The sequence below is a fragment of the Vibrio alfacsensis genome (genome assembly GCF_019670485.1).
In the GTDB taxonomy this organism is placed as follows: Bacteria; Pseudomonadota; Gammaproteobacteria; order Enterobacterales; family Vibrionaceae; genus Vibrio; species Vibrio alfacsensis.
In genome coordinates, this window is sequence record NZ_AP024166.1 from 1221778 (window position 1) to 1247601 (window position 25824).

The 25824-nt window shown below is 45.2% G+C and carries 15 protein-coding genes and 1 pseudogene; 11 read left to right on the forward strand and 5 right to left on the reverse strand.

What is annotated here, in order from left to right:
- Positions 1-8 precede the first annotated feature (8 nt).
- The 4 genes from VA249_RS20030 (at position 9) to VA249_RS20045 (ending at position 6559) form a co-directional block, all read left to right on the forward strand.
- Positions 9-3065 carry an efflux RND transporter permease subunit gene (locus VA249_RS20030; protein ID WP_221070631.1) on the forward strand — a complete coding sequence of 1019 codons (3057 nt, stop codon included), beginning with the start codon at positions 9-11 and terminating at the stop codon, positions 3063-3065.
- Between the two features lie 2 nt (positions 3066-3067).
- Positions 3068-4561 carry an efflux transporter outer membrane subunit gene (locus tag VA249_RS20035; RefSeq protein ID WP_221070634.1) on the forward strand — a complete coding sequence of 498 codons (1494 nt, stop codon included), beginning with the start codon at positions 3068-3070 and terminating at the stop codon, positions 4559-4561.
- 321 nt (positions 4562-4882) lie between these two features.
- Positions 4883-6109, forward strand: coding sequence for a sodium/glutamate symporter (gltS, locus tag VA249_RS20040; protein ID WP_221070636.1), 1227 nt, complete (start codon positions 4883-4885; stop codon positions 6107-6109).
- A 192-nt stretch (positions 6110-6301) separates the two neighbouring features.
- Positions 6302-6559, forward strand: coding sequence for a hypothetical protein (locus VA249_RS20045; RefSeq protein ID WP_128813305.1), 258 nt, complete (start codon positions 6302-6304; stop codon positions 6557-6559).
- A 242-nt stretch (positions 6560-6801) separates the two neighbouring features.
- Here the strand turns inward: VA249_RS20045 and VA249_RS20050 are convergent, their stop codons facing one another.
- Entirely contained in the window at positions 6802-9213 is a 2412-nt protein-coding gene (locus VA249_RS20050) for a beta-mannosidase (RefSeq protein ID WP_221070638.1), read from the reverse strand.
- A 293-nt stretch (positions 9214-9506) separates the two neighbouring features.
- Here VA249_RS20050 and VA249_RS20055 point away from each other — a divergent pair, with 293 nt between their 5' ends.
- The 6 genes and pseudogenes from VA249_RS20055 (at position 9507) to VA249_RS20075 (ending at position 17288) form a co-directional block, all read left to right on the forward strand.
- Entirely contained in the window at positions 9507-11090 is a 1584-nt protein-coding gene (locus tag VA249_RS20055) for a BCCT family transporter (protein ID WP_221070640.1), read from the forward strand.
- Between the two features lie 185 nt (positions 11091-11275).
- Positions 11276-11393, forward strand: a pseudogene (locus VA249_RS24350) (ABC transporter ATP-binding protein); the annotation flags it as partial.
- A complete protein-coding gene (locus VA249_RS20060) occupies positions 11386-12045 on the forward strand; it encodes an HAD family hydrolase (RefSeq protein WP_221070642.1) in 660 nt (219 codons plus the stop codon). The pseudogene VA249_RS24350 and the gene VA249_RS20060, both read left to right, overlap by 8 nt.
- A 173-nt stretch (positions 12046-12218) precedes the next feature.
- On the forward strand, positions 12219-12875 hold the full coding sequence (locus VA249_RS20065; RefSeq protein WP_221070644.1) for a TetR/AcrR family transcriptional regulator: 657 nt from the start codon (positions 12219-12221) through the stop codon (positions 12873-12875).
- Positions 12862-14190: an efflux RND transporter periplasmic adaptor subunit gene (locus tag VA249_RS20070; RefSeq protein WP_221070646.1), complete on the forward strand. Its 1329-nt coding sequence runs from the start codon at positions 12862-12864 to the stop codon at positions 14188-14190. Before VA249_RS20065 ends, VA249_RS20070 begins: the two co-directional genes overlap by 14 nt.
- Positions 14187-17288 carry an efflux RND transporter permease subunit gene (locus tag VA249_RS20075; protein WP_221070658.1) on the forward strand — a complete coding sequence of 1034 codons (3102 nt, stop codon included), beginning with the start codon at positions 14187-14189 and terminating at the stop codon, positions 17286-17288. Before VA249_RS20070 ends, VA249_RS20075 begins: the two co-directional genes overlap by 4 nt.
- Positions 17289-18049: 761 nt before the next feature.
- On the opposite strand, the gene VA249_RS20080 is transcribed toward VA249_RS20075, so the two are convergent.
- The 3 genes from VA249_RS20080 to VA249_RS20090 all read right to left on the reverse strand — a co-directional run bounded on the left by VA249_RS20080 (position 18050) and on the right by VA249_RS20090 (position 22946).
- Entirely contained in the window at positions 18050-18316 is a 267-nt protein-coding gene (locus VA249_RS20080) for a hypothetical protein (protein WP_128813308.1), read from the reverse strand.
- Positions 18317-18616: 300 nt separating this feature from the next.
- Positions 18617-21775, reverse strand: a complete 3159-nt coding sequence (locus VA249_RS20085) for an efflux RND transporter permease subunit (protein ID WP_221070660.1) — start codon at positions 21773-21775, stop codon at positions 18617-18619.
- A gap of 13 nt (positions 21776-21788) precedes the next feature.
- Complete coding sequence (locus VA249_RS20090) at positions 21789-22946, reverse strand: efflux RND transporter periplasmic adaptor subunit (protein WP_221070662.1); 1158 nt, start codon at positions 22944-22946, stop codon at positions 21789-21791.
- Between the two features lie 598 nt (positions 22947-23544).
- Between VA249_RS20090 and VA249_RS20095 the strand changes: the two genes are divergently transcribed.
- Positions 23545-25056: a phospholipase D family protein gene (locus VA249_RS20095; protein ID WP_221070664.1), complete on the forward strand. Its 1512-nt coding sequence runs from the start codon at positions 23545-23547 to the stop codon at positions 25054-25056.
- 82 nt (positions 25057-25138) lie between these two features.
- Here the strand turns inward: VA249_RS20095 and VA249_RS20100 are convergent, their stop codons facing one another.
- Entirely contained in the window at positions 25139-25819 is a 681-nt protein-coding gene (locus VA249_RS20100; protein WP_221070666.1) for a hypothetical protein, read from the reverse strand.
- Positions 25820-25824: the final 5 nt, after the last annotated feature.

Here is a 25824-nt window from a genome sequence, read left to right on the forward strand (position 1 = left end):
CTCGAATCATGATCAATTTAGCTGAATTTGCGATAAGACAGCGCACTTTCGTGTTGTTCTTTATCGCCTTGAGTGTAGTGGCGGGGCTGTATTCTTACTTCGATTTAGGCAAGTTAGAAGACCCAAGCTTCACGGTGAAAACCGCCGTCGTTGTCACCTTGTATCCGGGCGCCTCAGCACAAGAAGTGGAACAACAAGTCACCGATACCATTGAGACCAAGCTGCAAGAAATGGCTGAGTTGAATCGCCTGCGTTCTTTGTCTCGTCCGGGCATGTCGATGGTATTTGTCGATTTGAAAGAGAGCCTCAATTCCAAAGCACTTCCGCAGCAATGGGATTTACTGCGCCGCAAAGTCGACGACGTAAAACTGCAACTACCGTCTACCGCGCAAATCAGCATTGTTCAGGATGAGTTCTCTGAAGTGTATGGCATGCTTTTCTCTATCCATAGCCAAGACGCCGCACCAGAAGAGTTACGCCGCTATGCAGAAGAATTACAACGCCAAATCAAAGCGGTAAAAGGCATCAAAAAGATTGAGCTACACGGCGTGCAACCGCGAGTGGTTTACATTGATATGCCTGACGAACGTCTGGCTCAATATGGCTTATCTGTCGCGCAGGTGTGGAATCAACTCAGCACACAGAACATGACCTTTGAAGCAGGCAAGTTCGATGCTGGCACCGAGCGCATTCGCATCACTCAAACCAGTGAATTTCAATCATTAGATGATATTCGTAACTTGGTCATCAAAGGTGGCGTGAGTGAGCTAGGTACAGGCTTGATTCGCTTAGGTGACATCGCCGATGTATCCATGGACTACCAAACACCAGCGCTAACAGAAAGCCGATTTAATGGTGAGCCTGCGGTGACGCTAGCAGTCAGCCCTGTTGAAGGTATTAATGTGGTCTCGCTCGGCGACACGATTCGCGACATCATCCAAAACTACCAACAAACACTGCCGCTTGGCGTTGATATTTCTACTGTGGCTTACCAACCTGAAGAAGTGCAAAAAGCGATTGATGACTTCGTCGGTAACCTGCTCGAAAGTGTCGGCATTGTGTTTGTGGTGCTGTTAGTCTTCATGGGCTTTAAGAGCGCGACAATTGTTGGTTCGAGCTTGTTGCTGACTATCCTGCTCACGCTGATCTACATGAACATTGCAGGCATTGATTTGCATCGAGTCTCGTTAGGTACCTTCATTCTTGCTCTAGGTATGTTGGTAGACAACGCCATCGTAATCACTGACATGATGATCGTAAAACTGGGCAAAGGTATCGAACGCACACGTGCTGCTATTGATTCAGTTAAGGAAACCGCAGTCCCTCTTCTTGGTGCGACCGTCATTGCCATCATGGGGGCAAGTCCAGTTCTGTTCTCCAACACTGACTCAGCCGAGTTTGCGGGTTCAGTGTTCTACATCGTAGCATCTTCGCTTCTTCTGTCTTGGTTGGTCGCGATGACCTTTACCGTGCTGATGTGTTGGATGTTCATCAAACCAACACCTGTCGATGAAGACGCAAAGCCAAGCCGCTACAAGCAGTTGGTGTTTTGGACGGTTGATAACCCAATGAAAGCACTGACAGCATTGATTCCCCTACTTTTAGTGACTGCTGTTGCTGTGCCTTACGTGGCGGTGAACTTTATCCCGCAATCGGATCGCCCTATCGTGTTCCTTGATTACTGGCTACCGAATGGCGCCAAGATCGAGCAAACCTCAGCAGACATGCGCAAAGTCGAACAGTGGCTACTCAAACAGCCAGAAGTCGAAAGCATCTCTAGCTACATGGGCGCAAGTGCACCGCGCTTCTCGGTGACCGTAGAACCAGAGCCGCTTGATCCTGCATACGGACAGATATTGATTAACACCAAGGATTACGAAAGCATCAGCCAACTTGTTGAACGAGGTGATAAATGGTTGCAGAACACTTTCCCAGACGCAGAACCTCGCTTTAGAGCACTAAAACTGGCGACTTCAGACAAGTATGCGGTAGAAGCGCGCTTCTCTGGCCCTGATGAAGCAGTGTTGCACCAACTGGCGGATCAAGCAAAAGCCATCTTTGCTACTCACCCGGATGCCAAATACGTTCGTGATGACTGGCGTCAAGAAAGCAAGGTGCTGAAACCCATCATCAATCAAGACAAGATGCGCCAAGCTGGCATCAACCGAGCAGACATCGCCTTTGCTCTGAAACGCGCTTCTGATGGCATGCCTTTAGGTCAGATGAACCTTAATGACGAGTTGATTCCAATTCAGCTGCGTGGCACTTCGCAAAACATGGCGTCACTAGAAACATTGCCCGTGCGTTCGCTACTTGGCATGCACAGTGTGCCTCTAGGTCAAGTGGTTGATGGCTTTGAGCTAGTACCAGAAGAGAGCATGATCTGGCGTCGCAATCGCGTCAAAACCATCACAGCACAAGCAGGTGTTGAGCGTTCAACCACACCAGCAAGAGTGCGCAACGCGGTGAAAGATCAAATCGAAGCGATTCCTCTGCCAGCCGGCTACAGCTTGGAATGGGGCGGCGAATACTACGATGAACACAAAGCGGTTACTGACATCTTTAAACAGCTACCAAAAGCCATGCTGATCATGGTGATCATTCTGGTCGCGATGTTTAACGGCTTTAAGCAACCAATCATCATTCTAGCCACACTGCCTTTGGCGGCTACTGGTGCCACCTTTGCTCTGCTTGGTTTTGACAAACCATTCGGTTTTATGGCGTTGATTGGTGCCATCACCCTGACGGGCATGATCATTAAAAACGGCATTGTACTGATGGACCAAATTGAGTTGGAACGTGCGAACGGCCGCCCATTATCGGATGCCATCAAAGAAGCCACCGTTAACCGCACCATGGCGATTTCAATGGGTGCACTGACAACCGCACTCGGCATGATCCCGCTGCTTTCGGATCTTTTGTTCGACCAAATGGCAGCCACCATCATCGGTGGTCTGGCAGCGGCGACCGTGTTGTCACTGTTCATCATGCCGGCACTGTATCGCTTGGCATACAAAGAAACATCACCAACCACGCAAACTGACGCTGAATTGAAGGAGGCGTAATCATGAGAAAGTTCGTTATCGCGCCACTGGTATTGGCAATGAGCCTATCCGGTTGTGCCGTTGGGCCAGACTATCAAACACCAACCACCAGCATGGCAGAGACTTATTTGTATGCCGACCAAAATGGCGTCAGCCGCAATGCTGAGAGAGAAGCGTTTTGGTGGACAGAGTTTAACGACCCTATGTTGAACGATTTGGTGCTTGATATGCAAAGCCAAAACATCCCTCTTAAGGTCGCGGCAGAACGCATCAAAATGGCAGACAGCTATAAGACCGTTGTTGAGTCATTCAAAGTGCCGACCATCAATGTTGGTGCCGGATACGTCAATTATCAGCTGAGTAAGAACGACTCACTGCTTGGCCCGGCGCTGAACCCGATTGGTGATTCCGCCGCAGGCCTGCCACCACAAATTGGCAATACAACCTTGTTGGACAACCAGCATGATGGTGTATTTGCCGGCGCAAGTATTGCTTGGGAATTGGATTTGTTTGGTCGCATTGATCGTCAATCCAATGCGGCGCAAATACGTGTTGAGCAAGCAGAAATTTATCAAAGCGGGCTGACGACTTTGCTTACTGCAGATTTGATTCATAACTACTTGCAGTATCAAGGGGCAAGCGAGCGTCTCGACTTAGCCAAATCAAACCTTGAAGACCAACGCAAAACCATGGACTTGGTTGAGAAAGTGGTTCGTAGCGGTTATGGCTCGGATCTCGATTTAGCGCAAGCCAAAGCGACGCTTGCAGCGATGGAGTCAATCATTCCTCAGTTGGAAATCGCGCAGCAAGTACACAAACATCGTATCGCGGTACTGCTTGGTGAGCCTTTGTCGAAAGTCGAAGTGCGACTTGCAGAGACTCAAGGTGTACCAGCAATGCAAAATGTCGTGCCAATCGGATTACCTTCAGAATTACTGCAACGTCGCCCTGATATCCGCTTAGCAGAGCGAGAAATGGCAGCCATCAATGAAGAACTTGCGGCAAGTATCGCCAATCAATATCCGAAGTTCTTCTTAACCGGCGCTCCGGGCGTATCCGCTTCTAGCTTTGATGATCTGTTTAGCAGTGACTCTTTCGGCTGGGTTGGCGCGGCTGGCATCAGTTGGAATGTCTTCGATGGTGGTCGTGGCGATGCTTTAGAGGACATCAACCAAGCTCGTTTTGACGCAGCAACGCTGACTTACCAACACGCCGTAGATTCGGCTTTTGCTGAAGTAGATTCCACCTTATTTGCTTATGGCAGAAGCCAAGAGAATCAGCGTAGGATTGAAGAAGCACTTTTGGCAACGGACGAAGCCGTCAGTAAAGCGAAGTCACTCTATCGGGCAGGCTTGATCGACCACTTATCAGTCCTGGACGCACAACGTCAACAACGCATGATGCAAGACCGTCAGCTTGCAGCCAAATTACAAACGGCCCAAGTTACGGTGGCATTGTACAAATCACTTGGTGGAAATTGGGCGCAAGAAGTAAATCCCAAAATAGAAAACATATGAGCTTGTTACCTATACCTAAAGCCATATAACCATATAACCATATAAGCTCAAGATATTGATAACGAGATATCTTGGTATTCGAGCCGTTATATTCATGGGTACACGAATCTAGCGGCTCATTTTCAATTACGCCTAACCTTTGAACAACAACCGGACTTAGTTCAAATTCACCAATATGAAACTGGATGTTATTTAGACAAGTCAGTATGGTTACTCATTCAGCATACGGTTTATGCGCATTACAAAGGACATTGCCTCACATTACTTCAACAGGACACAGATGAACACAAGTAGGCAGAACAAGACACAACAGGAGTAGTTATGGATTTCATTGACGGTGTATTGCACATCGAATCATTTTTGGCCGTCACCCTAGGCATCGTCGTGCTGTTTTTAGGAAAACGCCTTACCCAGGCCAGTCACTTTTTGAGAGAGTTCAGCATTCCCGAACCGGTTTCAGGTGGCATATTAGTGTCTATTCTTTTTGCTGTGATTCACTATGTGACCCACATTGATGTTCAGTTTAATCTCGCGACTCGCGATCTACTGTTGGTGTATTTTTTTACCACAATTGGTATCAATGCCAGCCTGCAAGATCTATTCAAAGGAGGGAAACCTCTCATCATTCTACTCTCGATCACCATCGGCTACATGCTGATACAAAACCTAACCGGAATTGGCATTGCGACCATGCTTGGTCAACCAGAAGCGGTAGGCTTACTTAGTGGCACCGTCTCTTTAATTGGTGGTCATGGAACCGCAATTGCTTGGTCGCCAAGAATCGCTGAAATATTTGATCTCGATACCGCAATGGAAATCGGAATCGCCAGTGCGACGTTTGGTTTAATTCTCGCCAGTCTAATGGGGGGGCCAATCGCGAAATACCTGATCAACAAGCACAACCTCAAGCCAGCGACAGTGGAAGAAATGGACGTCGGTACAGCCCAAGATGAACCGCAACCCTCTATCAACGCTTATGATTTCTTGGATGCGATGTTGGCTATTCATGTTTGTATCATTCTTGGTGCAGTGCTAAACGAGGGAGTCAGTAGCCTTGGTCTAGAACTGCCTCTATTTGTGACATGTCTTTTTGCGGGTATTCTCATTTCAAACCTGATTCCTGCGTCTTATCCTCGTTTAACAGGGACACGCTGGCCTGCAAGAAAACCCGCGATCGCGCTGATTGCTGACATGGCATTAGGTGCTTTTCTCGCCATGTCTTTGATGAGTATGCAGTTATGGGCGTTAGTCGATTTAGCTGGCCCTATCTTCATCATCCTTGGGGCACAATTTTTGGTGGCAGTGTGTATCGCGGTCTTTGTTGTATTTCCACTCATGGGCAAAAACTATGACGCTGCGGTGGTGTGTTCTGGTTTTGGTGGTATCTCATTGGGCTCAACCCCAACCGCGATGGCAAACATGTCTGCCGTTGCACAAAAATACGGGAATTCACACCAAGCATTTATCATTGTGCCGTTAGTGTGCGCTTTCTTTATCGATTTAGCTAACGCGTTGATCATTCCATATTTTATTGGCTGGATAAGTTAGCCTTACTCAGAAAAATACGGTTTGCCAGAAACGGCGAATACCGTGACTTTACTGATGCTCATAGATAGAGAGGCCATATGTTAGCCTCTCTATAATTTATTAAAATAGTGCTAACACTTTGTACCACTCTCAGTAGTATAATGTGCTTCCTGAAATATTTTGTTACGTAGTTGGTAACCTTTGAGAAGAAGCATGAATAACAGCAGATGGGCAGGTATGTTCGTCGGCACAATCTTTTTAATTAGTACGTTAGTTCTATTTGGTTCTACCGTTCATTCTGCTTGGTACAAGATTCCACTTGAAGCCGTAAATGGTATTGCTTTTACGCTCGCTTTTGGTCTTGGTCTAAATCACATTCTTGCTTATGTCGCTGCGTTTGTTACATTAATTGCGTTGTTCTACCTCGGTTATGTTTTTGGGTATCGAATCCATCATAAGCTTAGGCGCTAAAACAAGCTTAAATTATTGAAAGCAAAAAAGGAGCGATGGTTCGCTCCTTTTTTATGGATTTAAAACCATATACCCAAGAGACTTCAAGGTGCCGGATTCAGAGCGTTGTCATTGATTCGAGGTCAAGGAAAACAACGCAGCGTAATAGCTAGCTCTTTCCAAGTTGTTTAACGCAGTAATCAAGTTAATGACACGCTCCCAAAGGGCGGGCTGAACCTAGCATATCGAGGTTACTGGGCATATTATGACTGCATCAAATGGTAGACTCTCAACGACGTTGCCATCGCGTTCAAATCACTACCTAAAAACTCAATTGTTACCGGTTTATTGGCCAACAACGTCAAACTAGAATCACTAAACTTACCATCTGTATCGCACTCCAAGTGAACAAAGAACGCAGGCTTATCTGCAACGAGCGTGACTTTGTTGGCTTCAATTGTTACTTCAATCTTCGTTCTTTCCATTGGCAACGTTTTTAGTTCATGAGAACTAAACCAAGTGTTAGTGATTTTATCTTGAGCCACTTGCGCTTCTACATAGAAGAACCCCGATTTCAATTCAGAAGAATCAAATGATTCATCCAACTGCCAGATGACGGTATTACTGTCACTAGAAACCGAGTGTTCTAGTGACCAAGTCTGCTTCACTTCACCCTGCCAATTCACCCAATGCAATTGTGCGCTTACATCAACTGAATCTCTGGCGTCATTAAGTAAATGCAGGCTCAGCTTGCCAGTATGCTCCGAGAACACCAAGTACTGAGGCGCAAAGAAGCGCTTAGCATGGTAATGCAATTGCTTCCAACGACCGCTGTATTCGAGACTCGACCAAGAACTTACTGGCCAGTTATCGTTGAGTTGCCAATACAGCATGCCTCTGCATACCGGAGAGATTGCACGCCAATGATCACAAGCCGTTTTTATGGCCACAGCCTGCTGCACTTGGCTGAGGTATAGCATCTGTTCAAAACCAGATGGGAAACGGAAGTAACGAGTGAACATCTCGGTGATAATACTATTACCTCGTGGGTTCTTCTGATGCTGTTCAAACGTTGGAGAGGTAACGTTCCAATCTTGCTCTGGCACAAACTGTTTCGTCTCTGCAAATGAAGGCCAGGATTGAAAACCGAATTCGGAACAAAAACGCGGATTAATGTTTAAATAAGCATTAAAGGACTTTCCTGAGTGCCACACATCCCAAAAATGCATGTCACCTTTGCTATCGTCATGCCATGCGTCGCCAAAGTCTAGCTCGCCATTACAAGGAGAACTCGGCCAAAAACGACGTGAATCATCTTGCTGACCAATCACTTGTTCTACCATCCGATTCAAGCGATCGTAGTTCACCGTGTATTTTACTTTGTTGTGTTTAGATTCGTCATACCAACCAATCGCACCAATGACCTCATTATCACCACACCACAAGGCAATCGACGGGTGCTCTTTCAAGCGAGGGATCTGAAAACGCAGTTCTTGCTCCACATCTTTGAGAAACGCGTCATCGGATGGGTAGAGCGAACACGCGAACATCATGTCCTGCCACACAAGCAGACCTAACTCGTCACACAGGTTATAGAAAGTTTCGCTTTCATATTGACCACCACCCCAAACACGGATCATGTTCATGTTGGCATCGACAGCACTTTGTAACAGGTTACGATAACGACCATCACACTCACGTCCTGGCATCGCATCAACCGGGATCCAGTTCGCCCCTTTGGCATTAATGGGAACGCCATTCACAACAAATTCCATCGCAGAGCCGTGCTCATCGGCCTGATTATTCAAACTCAATTGACGCAAACCAAGCTTACGAGACAGTTTCTGTTCACCACATGAAACCGATATCTTGTACAGGTTAGCTTCACCATAGCCTGCAGGCCACCAACGCAGAGGCTCGAGGACATGGCATTGAAAGTGATAGTGACCACTTCCCTCTGTATGAATCGATTGAGTCATACCATCTAGATCAACGAAGACTTCATGGCTCTGGTTATCGGTTTCTACCTCCACCAGCACATCGACAATAACACTGCCATCTGCTTGCCAGTTTTGCTCCGTTGAAAAGTCTTTTAGCCACAACTCATTGACGACATCGATTTGGATTGGGTCATAAATACCCGACACCATCAAACAAATACCCCAATCCCAACCAGAGTGACATTGCGTTTTACGAATCAAGTTCATATGAGGAATTTGGTTGTTCCCCATCGCGGATGGTATCGGAAACGGTAGATTTTTCGCACGCTCCTCACCCTCCAAATCAACCCTTGTGAATTCAACACGAATTGTATTCGTCCCTTGTGTTAAATACGGTTTAATGTCGACTCGTTGCTGGGCAAACATGTTACTGCAAGTCAGTACTTGCTCATCGTTAATGAAGAAAGTGGCAAGAGTGTCGACGCGCGTTAATGTCATCCACACTTGCTTGGCGGACAACACCGAGGCTTCCACTTCAAATTGGCGAGAAATGTGCCAATCACATTGTTCAATCCAACGAACTTTCGCTTCATTATCCGCAAAGTATGGGTTGGGAATGAGCTCTGCCTGCAATAACGCGGAAACGTTATCACCGGGCAGTGTCATTACAATATCGATGTCTGGGCGTTGCGGCGAGGTAAGTTGCCACAATCCATTGAGTTCAAAATGAGCCATAGGGTAAGACCTTTAGTTTTTATTAGAACAGGTTGGCTCAATGTAATCTTGAGGTGTCCCTACAAGAATAAGGGGAATGTAATTTACACAATAAATGCGGCGTACTTCACGCAATAGTTTTCACATTTAGAATCAACGCGTCATTTTAAGTCATCACAATTAATCCCGATCTGCGGTTATATTGCTCGGCTCAACGTGCTAGTATTAGCGGCTTTTTGATCATCCTCACACTTTTATACTCAATTGTGTTGAGGGAAATACACGGCTTCCGAGCCCTAAAAAGCGAAGTAATTATGTCGAATATGACGAATGCCGCCTCCCATGCACCCATTCAGGAGGCAGACTATTCCGCCATCCATCCCCCGTCCCTGATCAAGCGTCTTGAACTCACTAACCCAGTCTTTTGGTTAAGTGGAAGCTTCCTTTCTGTTTTCGTTCTACTTGCTCTGACAGATGCAAAATCACTGACTCACATGGTCAATGCAGGCTTTGGCCTTGCCACTCAATACTTCGGAGCCTTTTGGCAAGTATTGCTGCTCCTCAATTTTCTTATTGGCTTGGCCATTGCTCTTGGCCGTACTGGTTACGTACGCTTAGGTGGCATCGCGAGGCCTGAAATCGACACATTCAAATGGCTGTCGATTGTTCTTTGTACCCTACTTGCTGGGGGCGGCGTTTTCTGGGCTGCCGCTGAACCTATCGCCCACTTTGTTTCTGCTCCGCCTCTGTATGGCGAAGCCTCTCCTAAAGCTTCTGCCATTAATGCGCTCTCTCAGTCTTTTATGCATTGGGGTTTTCTTGCTTGGGCAATTCTAGGTTGCCTTTCTTCTGTGGTTTTAATGCACCTGCATTACGATAAAGGGTTACCTCTTAAACCGCGCACTCTGCTCTATCCTGTATTTGGCGACAAAGCCATCAATGGTTGGATTGGCGATGTCGCCGATGCTTGTAGCATTATTGCGGTTGCTGCAGGCACAATTGGCCCTATTGGCTTCTTAGGTCTTCAAATCAGTTATGCGTTGAATTCACTGTTTGGTTTACCCGATACCTTTGTGACACAAACGTTGGTGATTGTTGCCGCTATTCTCATGTATACCTTATCTGCGCTAAGTGGCGTGAGCAAAGGGATTCAAATTATTAGCCGCTATAACATCGTGCTATCTGCGGCGCTTATTGGCTACATTTTGCTCTTTGGCCCAACGAGCTTTATTGTTGATGGTTACGTACAAGGCGTTGGACGAATGGTGGACAACTTTTTCCCGATGGCCTTATATCGTGGTGACACCGAATGGCTAAGTTGGTGGACCGTCTTCTTCTGGGGATGGTTTATCGGCTATGGTCCAATGATGGCGATTTTCATTGCGCGTATCTCACGTGGTCGCACTATTCGTCAATTGATTCTCTCTATTAGCGTTGCCGCGCCACTGATCACCTGCTTCTGGTTTAGCATCGTTGGCGGCAGTGGCCTTGCGTTCGAATTAGAGAACCCAGGCTTAATTTCTTCGGCTTTTGAGGGCTTCAATTTACCCGCCGTTTTGTTAGCGATTACATCAGAGTTGCCATTCCCCATGGTGATCTCAATTCTGTTCTTGATCCTTACCACGACATTTATTGTCACTACTGGTGATTCCATGACCTACACCATCAGCGTCGTGATGACGGGTTCAACCGAGCCAAAAGCGATTATTCGTGCCTTTTGGGGTGTGATCATGGGGGCGGTCGCAATCACATTGATATCAATGGGGTCCGGCGGAATTTCAGCCTTACAATCTTTCATTGTGATCACGGCGGTTCCTGTCTCATTTATTCTATTGCCAAGCATTTGGAAAGCGCCAAGCATCGCTAACCACATGGCGAAAGAGCAAGGGTTGATTTAAGGCCCTTTTCAATATCCATAAGAGCCCTTGATTGGGCTCTTATTCGGTAATTCTATTGATTCATCTTACACTTTTGTTCGAGCGGATTAGATAGGGAATACCTGAAACATAACTGCCATCGAATTTCATTCAAACTGTCAAGTTAGTTACGCCAAATCGTCACATTTCGCCCCTAGGATACAAACGAACTGACCGTCTATTTACTTAACCGCTCATCTGAGCGATTGTTAGTAAATAACAGTCAACTAGATCTGCTTATTTAACCTAAACGAAATTCAACCTGTGAGAGCCAAACATGCCTAAACCCTTGTATGTATTTGATATGGATGAAACCCTAATCAATGGGGATTGTGCAATGATTTGGAATGCATTTATGGTCGAGAAAGGCATCGCTACCCAACCTAACTTCATTGAAGAAGACCAACGTTTAATGGCGTTATACGCTAAGGGAGAGATGAACATGGAAGATTATCTGCAATTTTCCATGGCACCACTCGCGAACCTATCTATGGTGCAGGTGAATAAACTGGTTGAGGAGTGTGCCGAAACACACATCCTGCCGAAACAGTTTACCCAAGCAAAAATCTTAATTGAGCAACTGTCTCAAGATGGCATCGATATGGTGATCATCTCTGCTAGCGTGACTTTTTTGGTTGAAGCCGTTGGGCGTCGCCTTGGCATTTCGACTGCATTGGGCATAGATTTGATTGAAACTGATAACCGCTATACCGCTAAAATTTCGGGTATACCAAGCTATCGAGAAGGTAAAGTCACACGCTTAAAGCATTGGTTAGATGCTCAGACTGATACATACTCAGAAATCCATTTTTATTCTGATTCCATCAATGATTTACCTCTTTGTGAATTCGCAGATTATGCGTATCTGGTTAATCCTTGCCCTCGCTTGAAAGCACACGCGAACAAACCCAATTGGACAGTATTAAGCTGGGGTTAAAACCGCTTATTGGTTGCGAACATTCACTTCTTTATAGAGCGGCGCTTGCTGCTCTTTTTCTTCTCTTCATCACAAATTAATCACTTGATTAAATATTGATTAATTTTTCACATGTCGCATAAGAAATCAGCGCCTTATAATTAATCAAATGTTTAATATTTAGTGAGGCTGTAGTGACGGAAGTGAATCGGCGAGCAGGCAGGCCAACCCAAAAAATCGATGCGCGAGAAAGCCTAATTTTCCAAGCACGAGAACTTTTCACCATTCTGGCTTATGACAAGGTCTCGACACGTTTGGTCGCACAAAAAGCCGGCGTTAATGTCGCGATGATTCGCTACTACTTTGGCAATAAAGAGGGACTATTTGAAACCATGTTGAGAGAAACACTCTCTCCCATGCAAAAGCAGATGCAAGCATTGGTTGCAGACAGCTCAGAGAAAAATTTTCTCGATCTAATGCGAACCTACTATCGTGAGATGATCAAAGTCCCCCAATTCCCGCGCTTGATTTCTCAAGTCATGCATATGCCCCCATCCAAAACTCAACGCAAGCTGCTAGAAAAAGTCTTTGCCGATATCAGCAAACCAATGCAAGGCATTATTTTCGATAAGTTGGTTGATAGCGGTGTATTACGAAAAGGGGCAGACCCTAAACTTTGCCGAGTTTCATATATCAGCTTGATGGTATTTCCATTTATGGCACCACCTGCTCTACTTTCGATGCATGGTATTGAGCTCAATGAAGATTTTTTAAACCGCTTATTCGAACACAACATACAACTGATGAAACATGGATTTCTAGACTCGGGCAATCAATATGAAAATGAATAAAAAACTGCTGTTCTTCCCTGCCCTCGCGGTCGGGGTCGTCACTCTATTCTTAGCAATAACGCTAAAGCCCGACTTGCCGACCAAACCCGCAGGCGATCGTGCGCGTTTAGTCGAAACCATTCCGTTAGAACTAAAAGCCATTGCACCTGAAGCGATCGGATTTGGAAAAATCACGCCAAAAGTAGAATGGAAAGCCATTGCCGAAGTCACTGGTAAAGTCGTCTTTCGTCACCCTCAACTAGAAAAAGGTCAAGTGCTTCAAGCAGGGAGTGAAATCTTACGAATTGATCCTCTCGATTACGAACTGAAACTGGTGCAAGCGCAAGCCGACTTAAAATCTGCTCAAACCTCTTTGGCTAAGCTAACCCAAGAAGAAACCAACTTAAAAAGTACTCTCAAGATTGAAGCTAACCGCTTGGTGATTGCCAATAAAGAGTTGGCGCGTAAACAGAATCTACGTAAAAAAGGCTTAACTTCCCAATCCGATGTGGATCAACAAGAACAAAGTGCCCTTTCTCAGCAAAAGTTGGTACTGGATATCGAAAACCAAATTGGTTTAATGCCCGATGAAAAACGCGTTGCGGAAGCTCTCGTCAAAGTCAACGCATCTAAAGTCGATGAAGCTAAGCGTTCACTCGCCAAAACCATCATCACATTGCCGTATGACTTGCGCATATCCGAGGTCGATATTGAGCAAAACCAAGTGGTCAATCTACAGCAAACCATGATCACCGCACATGGCATCGATGTCATGGAAGTTGAAGCACAATTGTCTATCCACGACATGCAAACTCTCGCGGCAAGCATTGGTGAGTTTGCTCGGGATGAATCAGGCATCCCACAGCCAGATATGAACGCTATTCACGCTAGCATCGAGCTAAACAGTGGTAATTTATCTGCTCGCTGGCCTGCCAAATTAGCGCGCATCAGTGAAACTGTCGACCCTAGCCAAGCTACCGCAGGGGTCATTCTAGAAATAGAACAAGACTATCGAATGTTAAACCCAACCTCTAACCCCCCATTGGTTAATGGCATGTTTGTTCGTGCACGCATTGAGGGCCAAGCGAATCCAAGTTGGGTTATCCCTGAGCGCGCGTTGCATGGTGACAAGATCTACTTAATGGGAGAAGATAATCGACTCAGCGTGATCAAGGTTGAAGTACTCTATCGACGTGATAACCAAGTGGTCGTTGATGGCGAACTCGAGCAAGGGCAAAAGTTGATCCTTAACGATTTACTGCCCGCAATCAATGGCATGTTATTAAAAGAAGCGTCTCCAGACATGGACAAATCTGACGAGGGGTCTGAATCATGATTCGATTCTTTGCAAAGCACCCTACTGCAGCCAATTTGCTCATGCTGACTTTGCTTATTTTAGGCATATCGTCGCTGTCGACGATTAAGCGTGAGACATTTCCCGAATTTGATCCTCCTTATATTTTAGCGGGGGTCGTTTATCCGGGCGCCTCACCACAAGAAGTTGAAGAAAGCATTTGTGTGCGCATGGAAGATGCTGTCGATGGTCTAGCAAACATCGTGGAAACACAATGTGAGGCAATCGAGGGGTCAGCCCGACTAATACTAAAACTCAATGAAGACGCCGATATTGGCCGGATGTTGGTCGATGTTCAAACCCAAATTAATGCCATCAACGACTTTCCTCAAGAAATCGAATCACCAATGGTGCAAGAGCTTGATTGGAACGAACCCGTGGTTGATGTCGCCATTACCGCTGATACCACTTGGCCAGAACTCAAAGCATATGCAGAGCAGCTTAAGCGAACGTTAAAGTTAGATTACGGCGTGTCATTGGTCGACGTTGCTGGTTTTTCTGATCACCAATACCGCGTAGAACTGGATACCCAAGCTATTCGGCAATTAGGGCTTAGCGTTGGTGATATCGCAGAGCAAATTGGGCGTCAAAACGTAAAACTGCCGAGCGGTAACGTAGAAACACCGGATAAAAACTTCTTAATTCGATTTGATGAGCGTCGAATCACACCAGAAGAATTGGAGACCATTGTTGTCGGTTCTGGCCCGAATGGCTCGATTATTCGGTTGCGTGACATTGCAACTATTACCGACCGCTTTGAACTCGACGAGCAAAAAGTCTTATTCGACGGTCACCCATCCGCTTTATTGAAAGTGAGCAAAAACAAAGAAGATGATGCCCTACGTATAAAAGAACGTGTCAGCCAATTTGTGCAAGATCAGCAAGCCATCGCTCCAGATGGTGTGATGCTGCAAATGACAAATGACCTATCCTCCGTTCTCTGGGATCGCCTCACCATGATGGTTAAAAATGGTTGGCAAGGTATCATTCTCGTCTTTGCAACCATGTGGCTATTCTTCAGTTTTCGGTATTCATTCTGGGTTGCAGCTGGCCTCCCTGTCGCATTTTTAGGCGGCTTATTTCTGATGGCTCAACTAGGGCTTTCGATCAACATTATGTCACTCGTTGGCTTGCTCATGGCTATCGGTATTATGATGGACGACGCGATCGTGATTGCAGAATCCATCGCTTCACATCTAGACCGCGGCGAAGAAATCGATGATGCCGTCGTTAAAGGCGTGAAGAAAGTGCTGCCGGGGGTCATTTCTTCCTTTCTTACCACCGTCTGTATTTTTGGTAGTTTACTATTTCTACAAGGTGAAATGGGCGCGGTGCTTAAAGCGGTACCCCAAGTACTGATTTTGGTGCTTACCCTAAGTTTGGTCGAGGCGTTTTTGATCTTACCCAACCACCTCTCGCACTCTTTACACAAGCAAAAACAAGATAAACCGACCGCCAAATTTAAACAAAAATTATTAGATTCATTCGAGAACTTTCGCAATACCACGTTGGTGAATGCGGTCGACAAAGTTGTAGAATATCGTTACGCGTTTATCGGTGGAGTGATCGCGCTACTGCTCATTTCAGCGGCAACGCTTGTTGGGGGAGTGCTCAAATTCCAGCCTTTCCCTGAATTAGATGGCGACATTGCCGAGGCGAGGATCATTCTTCCACCCGGTTCTTCTTTGTCTCAAACCGAAGCCGTGGTCGACAAAATTGTTGCTTCAGCGCAAAAGCTTGATAAAGCATGGTCTGAGAGTGAAGAAAATGGGCAGCCACTCATACACCACATCACCAGCCAGTTTAACGCGAATGCAGATGCGAATGAATCAGGCCCACACATTGCCACAGTTCGCCTAGATTTATTAGGCGCTGAAAGCCGTAATACGCTAATTGATGATTTTATTGCAGCATGGCGTGATGATGTTGGGGAATTGGCGGACCCTATATCCTTAGTCTTTAAACAACCAACCATGGGGCCAGGAGGCCGAGCAATTGAGATCCGTGCTAAACATGACGATCTTGATGCACTGAAAGCCGCATCCATCGATATTCAACAATATCTTAATGAATTTGATGGCGTTCACGGCGTATTAGATGACATGCGCATGGGTAAAGAAGAAGTGTTGGTCAAACTACGTCCCGGAGCAGAAGCCTATGGTATCAACGGCCAACTGATCGCTAACCAACTTCGCGCGGCGTTCTTTGGTCAAACAGCTGATGAAATTCAAGTCGGGGTAGAGAACATTTCAATTGAAGTGCGTCTCAACAAAGTACAAGCCGGGGATTTACAACAATTGGCAAATTTCCCAATCATTTTGTCCGATGGGAGCCAAATTCCCCTTGCAACGGTTGCGACTCTCGACTTCCAACGTAACTACGTTCGTATTCAACGCATTGATGGACTCCGCACAATCAGTGTATTTGGGGATATCGATAATACCAAAGCGAACTCCACTTCCATCATTCGTCAATTTCAAAAAGATGAGGCGCCAAAACTTATCCAGAAATATCCTGGGCTGCGTTTTGACTTTGAAGGTGAAGCCAAAGATACCGCAGAAACAGGGGCATCGATGGGTAAAGGATTCTTACTTGGATTGTTTGGTGTATTTGCCATTTTAAGTTATCAATTCCGCAGTTATCTGGAACCCTTTGTGGTCATGCTTGCTATCCCACTTGCTTTTATTGGGGTGGTATGGGGGCATATTTTGCTTGGTCACTCACTCAGTATGCCAAGCATGATGGGCTTTGTTTCATTGGCGGGAATCGTCGTGAATGACTCCATTCTCTTAGTACAATATATTCGTCATCACGTAGATGAGGGAGACAGCGTTCATAACTCGGTAGTTAAAGCCAGCCGCGAGCGCTTTAGAGCAGTATTCCTTACTTCCATGACGACTGCAGCTGGCTTGTTGCCTCTGCTGACGGAAACAAGCTTACAAGCTCAAGTTATTCAGCCGCTGGTTATTTCCATTGTGTTCGGTATTTTTGCATCAACATTGCTCGTGTTATTTATGATCCCAGCAGCCTATGCCATTTTGGCAGATTTTGGCTTAGTTCATAAACATGAAACCATTTAATTTATCCGCAGAATTCTGCCTTAAATAATTGGATAATCGAAATGTGAAGAGAGTTGCAAACGTCACTCTCTTTTTCGTTAGTCTCAGCTAGGGATAATCTAGACTTGCTTATCCCAAGTTGAGGTTATTTAGTTTTCACTCATAAAAACACACAAACCAGCAACATTTAATAGCAACTCGCGTCAAATTAAACTTAAGTATGAAATTTTATTAATGGCACCATGGAGGATTTTATAATCAAACTGGATGCCAGGATAGAAATCATTCAACCTATCGAATTAAATGCCTGTTTTTGAGCAGTAAAAACACACCTAATCAACACATTTTTAATCACACCCAACGAAAATGAAATCATTGATTCGATAATTAACATTTCAACAATGATTTCAACAATGTTAACTTTAGCCTCATTGGTCGCACTGGTGGTATGCCCCTCACCAAGCCTATTATCAGTTTGATATGGACGTTCGACCATCTCCAAAATGAATAGACACCTAAGTTGGTGCCCTTTTTCGCCCGTGAAAGTTTTCTTTGCGGGCTTTTTTCTATCTATTGCATCCCTATACCTAAGTGACTTCAAGGCACTGAATCCACAGCTTTATTATTGACTCGAGAGGGCTTAGGTGTACACACAAAAAAGCCAAGCGATAAAGCTTGGCAAACAGAGCAACAAGTTCAATGTCGACTGCTAACTAACATTGAGCTCGTATGAGAATCACTCTTGGCTATCACTCATTCTGTGACAAGCCGTCGGTCAGAAACTAAGACTTACTCGCTTCCGTTTTCTGGCATTTGATTTTAACCAATTGGGCTTGTTGTTCTTTGATATGTTTAACGATACGCTCGTCGCGTTCATCAATGGCGTCCATATTCATTTGTTCGATGTCGGCGACGGCTTCATGCTTCATCGTTGTAAATTCTTGACGTAAATCTGCACTCCACTCTTCTTTATCTAAAGTGTTAGCAGCAGTGATTGGCGATGACATTACAGCAATAAGACCTAGAGTAGAAAGAAATACGCTTTGCATAATAAGCTCCTTTAGGATTAGCAGTTCATTGGTTTGCAATTTATACATTGCACATAGGATGCCAACTTTTTAAAGCCTTAATATCAACAACTTAGATTAAATGAAATAATTTCCACTTTTACTGAATGGCGAAATTCACACACAGAGGGTTAAATTAACCAACAGTATTTTTGAATAACTAACCATTCACACAATCTATATTATAGGCATAGTCGAGTTAAGATGCGGTTACATCCAAAAAAGCGATGCACAAAAAAAGCAGCTCGAGAGCTGCTTTAGTTAGAGTTTGCGGACGATGAATTAACTTTGCGTACTTTGATCGCCGAGTGGGGGTTGCTTATCTTTTCTAAATCGACCAAATATGCGCCCAAAAAATCGCTTAACCGCTCGGAAGATATCTTTAATATCCTCTAACATGAGGTACAAACACGGCACCAAAATGAGCGTCAGAACGGTTGCAAATAGAACGGCAAAGCCAAGCGCGACCGCCATTGGGATGACAAAGCGTGCCTGTAGGCTCGTTTCAAACATAATTGGCAGTACACCCGCAAAGGTCGTGATAGACGTCAGTGTAATAGCACGAAAACGCGCGCACCCCGCTTCAACAACCGCTTGCTTAATGCTCATCCCTTTCTCACGCACTTGGTTGACGTAATCGGTCATCACCAGAGAATCATTGATTACAACACCAGCCGCCGCAATCAATCCAAAGGTAGACATCATGCTTATGTCCATATCCAACCAGAAATGTCCCCAGATAGCCCCTGTTAAGCTAAACGGAATCACTGACATCACAATCAGTGGTTGGGTATAACTCTTTAATGGCACAGCAAGCAGGATGTAAACAATGATCATACCAGCGATAAAGAACATGATCTGTTCATTACGTTGCGCGGCTTGCTCTTCGATGTCACCACCAAGCTCAGTTTTAACACTTGGAAACTCACTCTGTAAGTCTGGCAAAATGGTGTCGTCAATGATCTTCACCACTTCTTGTGGCTCCACCAGCTCTTCATCGATTGAGCCGTAGACATAAACCGTTTGGTATCCGCCCTCACGTCGAATCGTACTCACACCTGGTTGCTCACTGATATTCACCACGTCACCCAACATCACTTTTTTACCTGCTGGTGTTGTGATCACAGCATAACGCAATGATGAGAATGCTTCACGAGTCAACTGAGGGTAACGGACCATGACTTTGATCTCTTCACCATCACGAATGATGCGCTGTGCTTCACCACCATAGAAGCTCCCACCAACTTGCTCAGCAACCATTGTCAGATCTAACCCAAGGTCATAAGCCACCGGCGCTAAAGACAGCAGGACTTCTTTACTGCCTGAATCAATGGATGATGATACATCGTACAGCCCCTCTTCTTGCTGTAGACGACCAATCAGATAACGGCCCGCTTCGTTAAGCTCATTGATATCTGAACCAAACAGCAAATAGCCGAATTCATCACGATCACCACCACCAGCACTTTGCTCACGAATCTTAAAGCTCTTCATACCAGGAATTGTTGGCATAGCTTCTCGCCAACGTCGTGCTAATTCAAACGTATTGAAAGGACGCAGTTCTTCATCCACAAGCGGCACTAAAATACGCCCCTCGGTGCGACTTCGATTGTAAGACAGTACGTCTCGAATCATCCCTTGTCCGTATTCATCAATGGTTTGATTCTCAATTTTCTGCATCACCCCTTCAATGGTTTTCAGCGCATTGATGGTTTGTTCACTCGAAACGGTATCATTCATTTCGATCGTCACTGCAGGGTAATCTGTCGGTACTTTAGGGTTTGGAATCACTCGAACATAATTTGAATTGACGAGCGCTGCGCTGATAACAAGTAAACCACAGAAAACTGCAAACACCGTCCAACGCCAATGTGTACAAGTAGAAACAAAGCGTCGATAAGGCCCGTTCACGAAACCGAAAAAGCGTTGGTTAAAGCGATCTCGCCAACTCCCTGGCTTAATCGGAGTGAAATTGGTATGTGCTAAGTGCGCTGGCAGGATGAGCTTTGATTCAATCAAACTAAAAATCAAACACAAGATTACGACACCGGCGATACCGTAGAAGAAAGCACTGTCTATTCCGCTTGATAATAAGAATGGAGCGAAGACGGCAATTGTCGTCAGAACCCCAAACGTCGCAGGCGTTGCCACACGTTTAACGCCACGAACAACGTTATCTACACCCCCACCTTTTTCTTCAATTTCACTATAGGCGCTTTCTCCAGTGACTATGGCATCATCAACGACAATCCCGAGTACCATAATAAAAGCAAACAATGAAATGACGTTTACCGTGATACCAAACATCGGCATCAGCATTACCGCCCCTAAGAAACAAACGGGTAAGCCAACCATAACCCACATCGCGAGCCGGAAACGTAAGAAAATCGACAACATGATGGCGACCAAAGCGGCACCTTGAAGTAGGTTTTTCAACATCATGTCTAATCGACCATTCAGATAGTACGTCATATCGACAAGCACTTTTAACTGAACATCATCAGGCAACGTTTTATTCTTAGCCTCTATGTACTTACGAACCGACTCCGCTACAGGAATGATGTTTTGGTCACGAGTCGCTTGCACCGCCATATAAACGGCATTTTGACCAGAATATTCGAAATAACGGTCTTCTTCGGTAAAGCCATCTTTAATGGTCGCAATATCTTGCAGCAACACTTTTGCACCATTTGCGCCTAATTTTACCGGAATATTGCGAAACTCATCGCCATGATAGTATTGGTTTTCAATACGTACCGCGATCATGCCTGCGTTTGTCTTTACTTCACCGGCCGAAAAGTTAGCGGAATAACGACGAATCGCGTTACTCACATCATTCAAGGTGAGGTCATATTTGCGTAGAACCAGAGGGTCAACTTCAATGGCGATCTCTTCTTCTGGAGCACTGAGATCAACCAACATGATGTTTTTCAGTTGTAGAAGTTCATCTTCAACTTGCTTTGCAATAGGTTTAAGCTCTTCAAGAGGACGGTCCCCTACCAAGCCCATTTCTATCACTTCTTGCCGCCATTCAACCTGATAAACGTTGATGGGTTCCATGCCTGCCGGTAGATTAGATAAAGTATCAGTCCGCTGCTTTACATCATCCAAAACGCGCTTAATATCTGCGTTTACATCCACTTCAATCGAGACATGCGCACTGCCTCTAGACGCCCGCGCAACGGTTTTCTTGATGCCAGTAACGTCCTTGACCGACTCCTCAATTTTAACAAGGATACTCTCTTCAATTTCTTGTGGAGAGGCCCCAGGGTAAGCCGCACGAATATTGATGTAGTTCACTTCAACGTTCGGGAACATCTGGCGTTGGATAAACATGAAGCTCACGATCCCCATAATGATAATAAACATCATCATTAGATTCGCGGCGACAGAATTATTGGCAAAATAGGCAATTAAGCCTTTTTGTTGTTTCTCTTCCATGATGGACTCCTACTTACTGCACGACGGTTTCGGAGTCGTTATTCTTTTTTGCCACTTGGACTGCCATGCCTTTTTGCGGATATTCTGGCAGTGTTAACACCAGCTTATCTGATTGCTCTAAGCCCTCACCCACAAGCAAAAATTCACCTTCGGCACGCAAAACATTCACGGTACGTGGCTGCAGTTCATTTTCTTCATTCACCACCCAAACTGTGCGGTTTTTTACCAATTCTTGAGGAAGACGATAAATATGCTTCAACTCTTTACCGGTGAAGCTCACTTCCACGTAAGAACCAAATTTGATTGGTGGCTGTTTATTATCTAAGCCATATGGGTCTCGGACCTGTATAACCATGTTGATCATGCGAGTTGCACTATCGATCATACCAAGATCGCGAACCACGACCCCCTCTCGAGTCGTAGACAAGATACCTTGCTGCGTGACGGTTGCTCTTAACTCAGAAACAGACTCAGGAAGAAATGCACTGTCAAACCCAGCAATTGGGACATGAATTTCTGCAACTTCAATATTGTTTAATGTTGCCACTCGTGACCCTGACGATACAAACTGACCTACGCCAATTTCACGTTCAACCACTAGCGCATCGTATGGTGCAACAACTTTGCAGTTTTCCAGATCACGCTTAGCACGCTTCAACGCCGCTTGCGCCGATTTAACTTGAGCTTGGGCGCTCAACACATGAGGCTTACGCAAGTACAAATCCGTGACTTGCTTATCGCTGAGCTTTCTTGCTTGTCGCTTCGCCACTTCGGCTTTTGCTTCTTCTTCAATCAAGGTGGCGCGCGCACTTGCTAACCCGGCTTCTGCTTGTAAAACGGCCGCTTCATAGTTATCGCTTTCTATCGTAAACAGCACTTCTCCGCGTTTTACTATGCCTCCTGTGACAAAATTAGGGTGCCAACTGACCACCTCACCACTCACTTGAGCCGCTAAGTGGGTTTTCTCAAACGGAACCATTTCGCCGTGACTTGTGATCACCACTTTATGGTCTGTAGGGAACAGGGAAGAGGTATGGACGGTCGGATCACCGACCGCTGTCTTTGTTGGTTCTTTTTCGGGGGCCGTTGCGGCAATAGCGGCATAGCCCGCATAAGAGCCACCCACGACAACGAACGGCAGTAGCCAACGGAAGATTGGTTTTGCTAACATCAAAAATCCTTTTTTATTGTAGTAATCACCGATTCACCCCTAAGACTCTCGTCTTTCCACTATGTTAAAATCATATTGATCAATAACTTAGGTTTTCACTCCCCAAGGGTAAATGGTGAGATATTCGCATCTGAAATAGACAACTTTGTAATGAGGTAGCGAGCACATAGGTTATGTTCTTCCGCCACAAAATCACTTTCCATAGAAAGTTAATAAAATTAACAAAAAGTTAACCACTTGTGCAAGTCATGCTCCATTACGCCTACTCTTTATACGCAATCCATATGCCAAAAGTTTACTTATTAATATTCAATAACTTAGATTGTTTGGGGGATTTTCATTAGCGCAGTATTGGCAATTACCGCCAATTATTAGTGATATTAACCATTTGAGTACGAAACATAATGAAAAAACATAATATTGTCCGCCTGGAAAGTAGAGAGGAAAAAGCAAAACTGCGACTCAATGACACTTCGACAGATTACCTGCTGTTACTCCTTGATATATAATCGAAGTAATCTCAGTAAATGGAATTCACAGCGTTGTGTTTGATAATCATTCAAAAAAGATAACGTTATTGCAAACAAGGAAGTGTGCATTGCCCCATTCTCTCTCTAAAATACTTTTGAGTTCGATTCTAATATTGCTTGCAGCTTGCTCATCTATTCAGCCTCGAGACCCAAGTGAAAAGTCGACCAGTTTTCACTTTGGTTACCAAGAAGGCTCGCCTTTAGCGGTACTTTTCGAAGACTATGAACAAGATTCGACCACCGCTTTTGTTCCTTTACACCAAGGTGATGACGCCCTGTTAGCAAGAATTGCCTTAATCGAATCTGCCGAAAAAAGCCTCGATTTACAGTACTACATCTATCGAAGTGATGAGACCAGTCAACTGATGACATGGCGTTTGTATGAAGCGGCACAACGGGGCGTTCGAGTTCGCCTTTTGCTCGATGATATGCAAAAACGCAATGATTTAGGTATGGCAGAGCTCAATGCACACCCTAATATCGAAATACGTCTGTTCAACCCTCATCAATATCGTGATGCTCGCGTCTTAGCATTGGCGAGTGACTTCACCCGCCTAAATCGACGAATGCACAATAAGTCCCTTATTGCTGACAGTGTTTCGGCGATCGTTGGCGGTAGAAACATCGGAAATGAGTATTTCTCTTTTGAATCCAATGTCGAATTTGGTGACTTCGATGTCATACTTTTTGGTGAAGCCGTCACTCAAACGGCGGATCAATTTGATCTCTATTGGAACAGCCTCTATTCCGTGCCAATGGAATGGATCATCCCTGAATCAGACAAAGTCGCTGATGAAGTTATTCAAACTGAAGTGAAAAAACTACGCTTGGAGGAAAAGTTCTCTACCGGTAATTATAACTTTCGAAAACTCGACCTATATGAAGATCTGGAGCAAGGCACACTCAACCTCTATTGGGGCCCAGCCCAAGTTTGGTTTGACCTTCCGGATAAAATCGCCACGCAAGAGAGCCAATTGATCCACAACTTAAGTGAGCTACTTGCAAGCGTAGAGTCTTCCTTTGTTTTGATTTCACCGTATTTTGTTCCGACGGAGTCCGGTACTCAAGCGTTAGTCGACGCAACCAAACGTGGCGTGGATATCACGATTATTACCAACAGCCTAGCATCCAACGATGTGTTTGCCGTGCACGGTTGGTACGCAAAATATCGTCAGGACTTAGTGAAAGCGGGAATCAAGCTTTGGGAAATAAAAGCCAGCGCTGAGGTAAAAAGCAAATGGAGTTTAACAGGCAGCAGTCGCTCTAGTTTACACGCCAAAGCAATGATGATTGATGGTACGACCTTATTTGTTGGTTCGATGAACTGGGATCCTCGCTCTGCCGAACTCAATACTGAAATGGCCGTTGTGATAGAGCAACCAGAATACGTACAAGAATCTTTGGCGAGATTACCAGCACAACTCAAACAAAACGCTTACCAAGTTGTTATTCGTGATGGTGATATAGCCTGGATTGATGCTACAACGGGCGAAACCTTCGATTCAGAGCCCGAAGCCAGTATTTGGCGACGACTTGGCGCATGGTTTTCCGGAATCCTACCCATCGAAGATCAGCTATAACCTGTCAGCATGATGACACTCGTCCATTGAGTGTTGCTAAATAGCCATTGATGATAAGGCCTCGTTAAGTGAGGCCTTGTTTTTATGCAGCTTGCTCCGTCGGCGTTACTTTAGGTTTTCCACTTGCGAGCGCTAAAATAACCCCTAGCGCAACACCTAGACTGGCCGCAAACACAACTTGAAATGCAGGCGGCAATAAGAAAGTAATCGTATGAGCCGGAATCCAAAATAGCGGAATGGTCTTTTTAAACACAAAACCATATTGCACATTCCAATCAATTTGGCTGAACTTTTGAGCCATATTGATGGGTTTAATCAGTGCTGAAATGGAACCGTTATAATCAGCAATGTGTAAGTCCGTGATTTTATGCAAGGTCATAAAAATTGGTGCAAAAATTAAGTTAAGACCAAGGCTGATAGACAGCGCGGTCAGCACAGGACCTGCCTCAGGTAAGAATTTGTTCAACACAACAGGATCGCCAACCGCAAACACGACAAACGCCGCTTTGATTACAACACCTAATACGTACCAGACGATCATCTTCGGGATTACGCCAAAGCCTTTTATTGACCATGAACCAGTGCGAATTCGCTGCCCTAGCACCTCGCCAAAGGTTGCTAAAATGGCAAATTTAACCCCCGACATCGCAAAACCATGCTGATCGGTAATGGTAATAAAAGCCTGATAAACAGAGTCAAAAATAAAAAATGGGCTAAGAAAAGCCAGCACTCCTAAAAGGACTGCTTTATCCATAGTCTTCATAATGT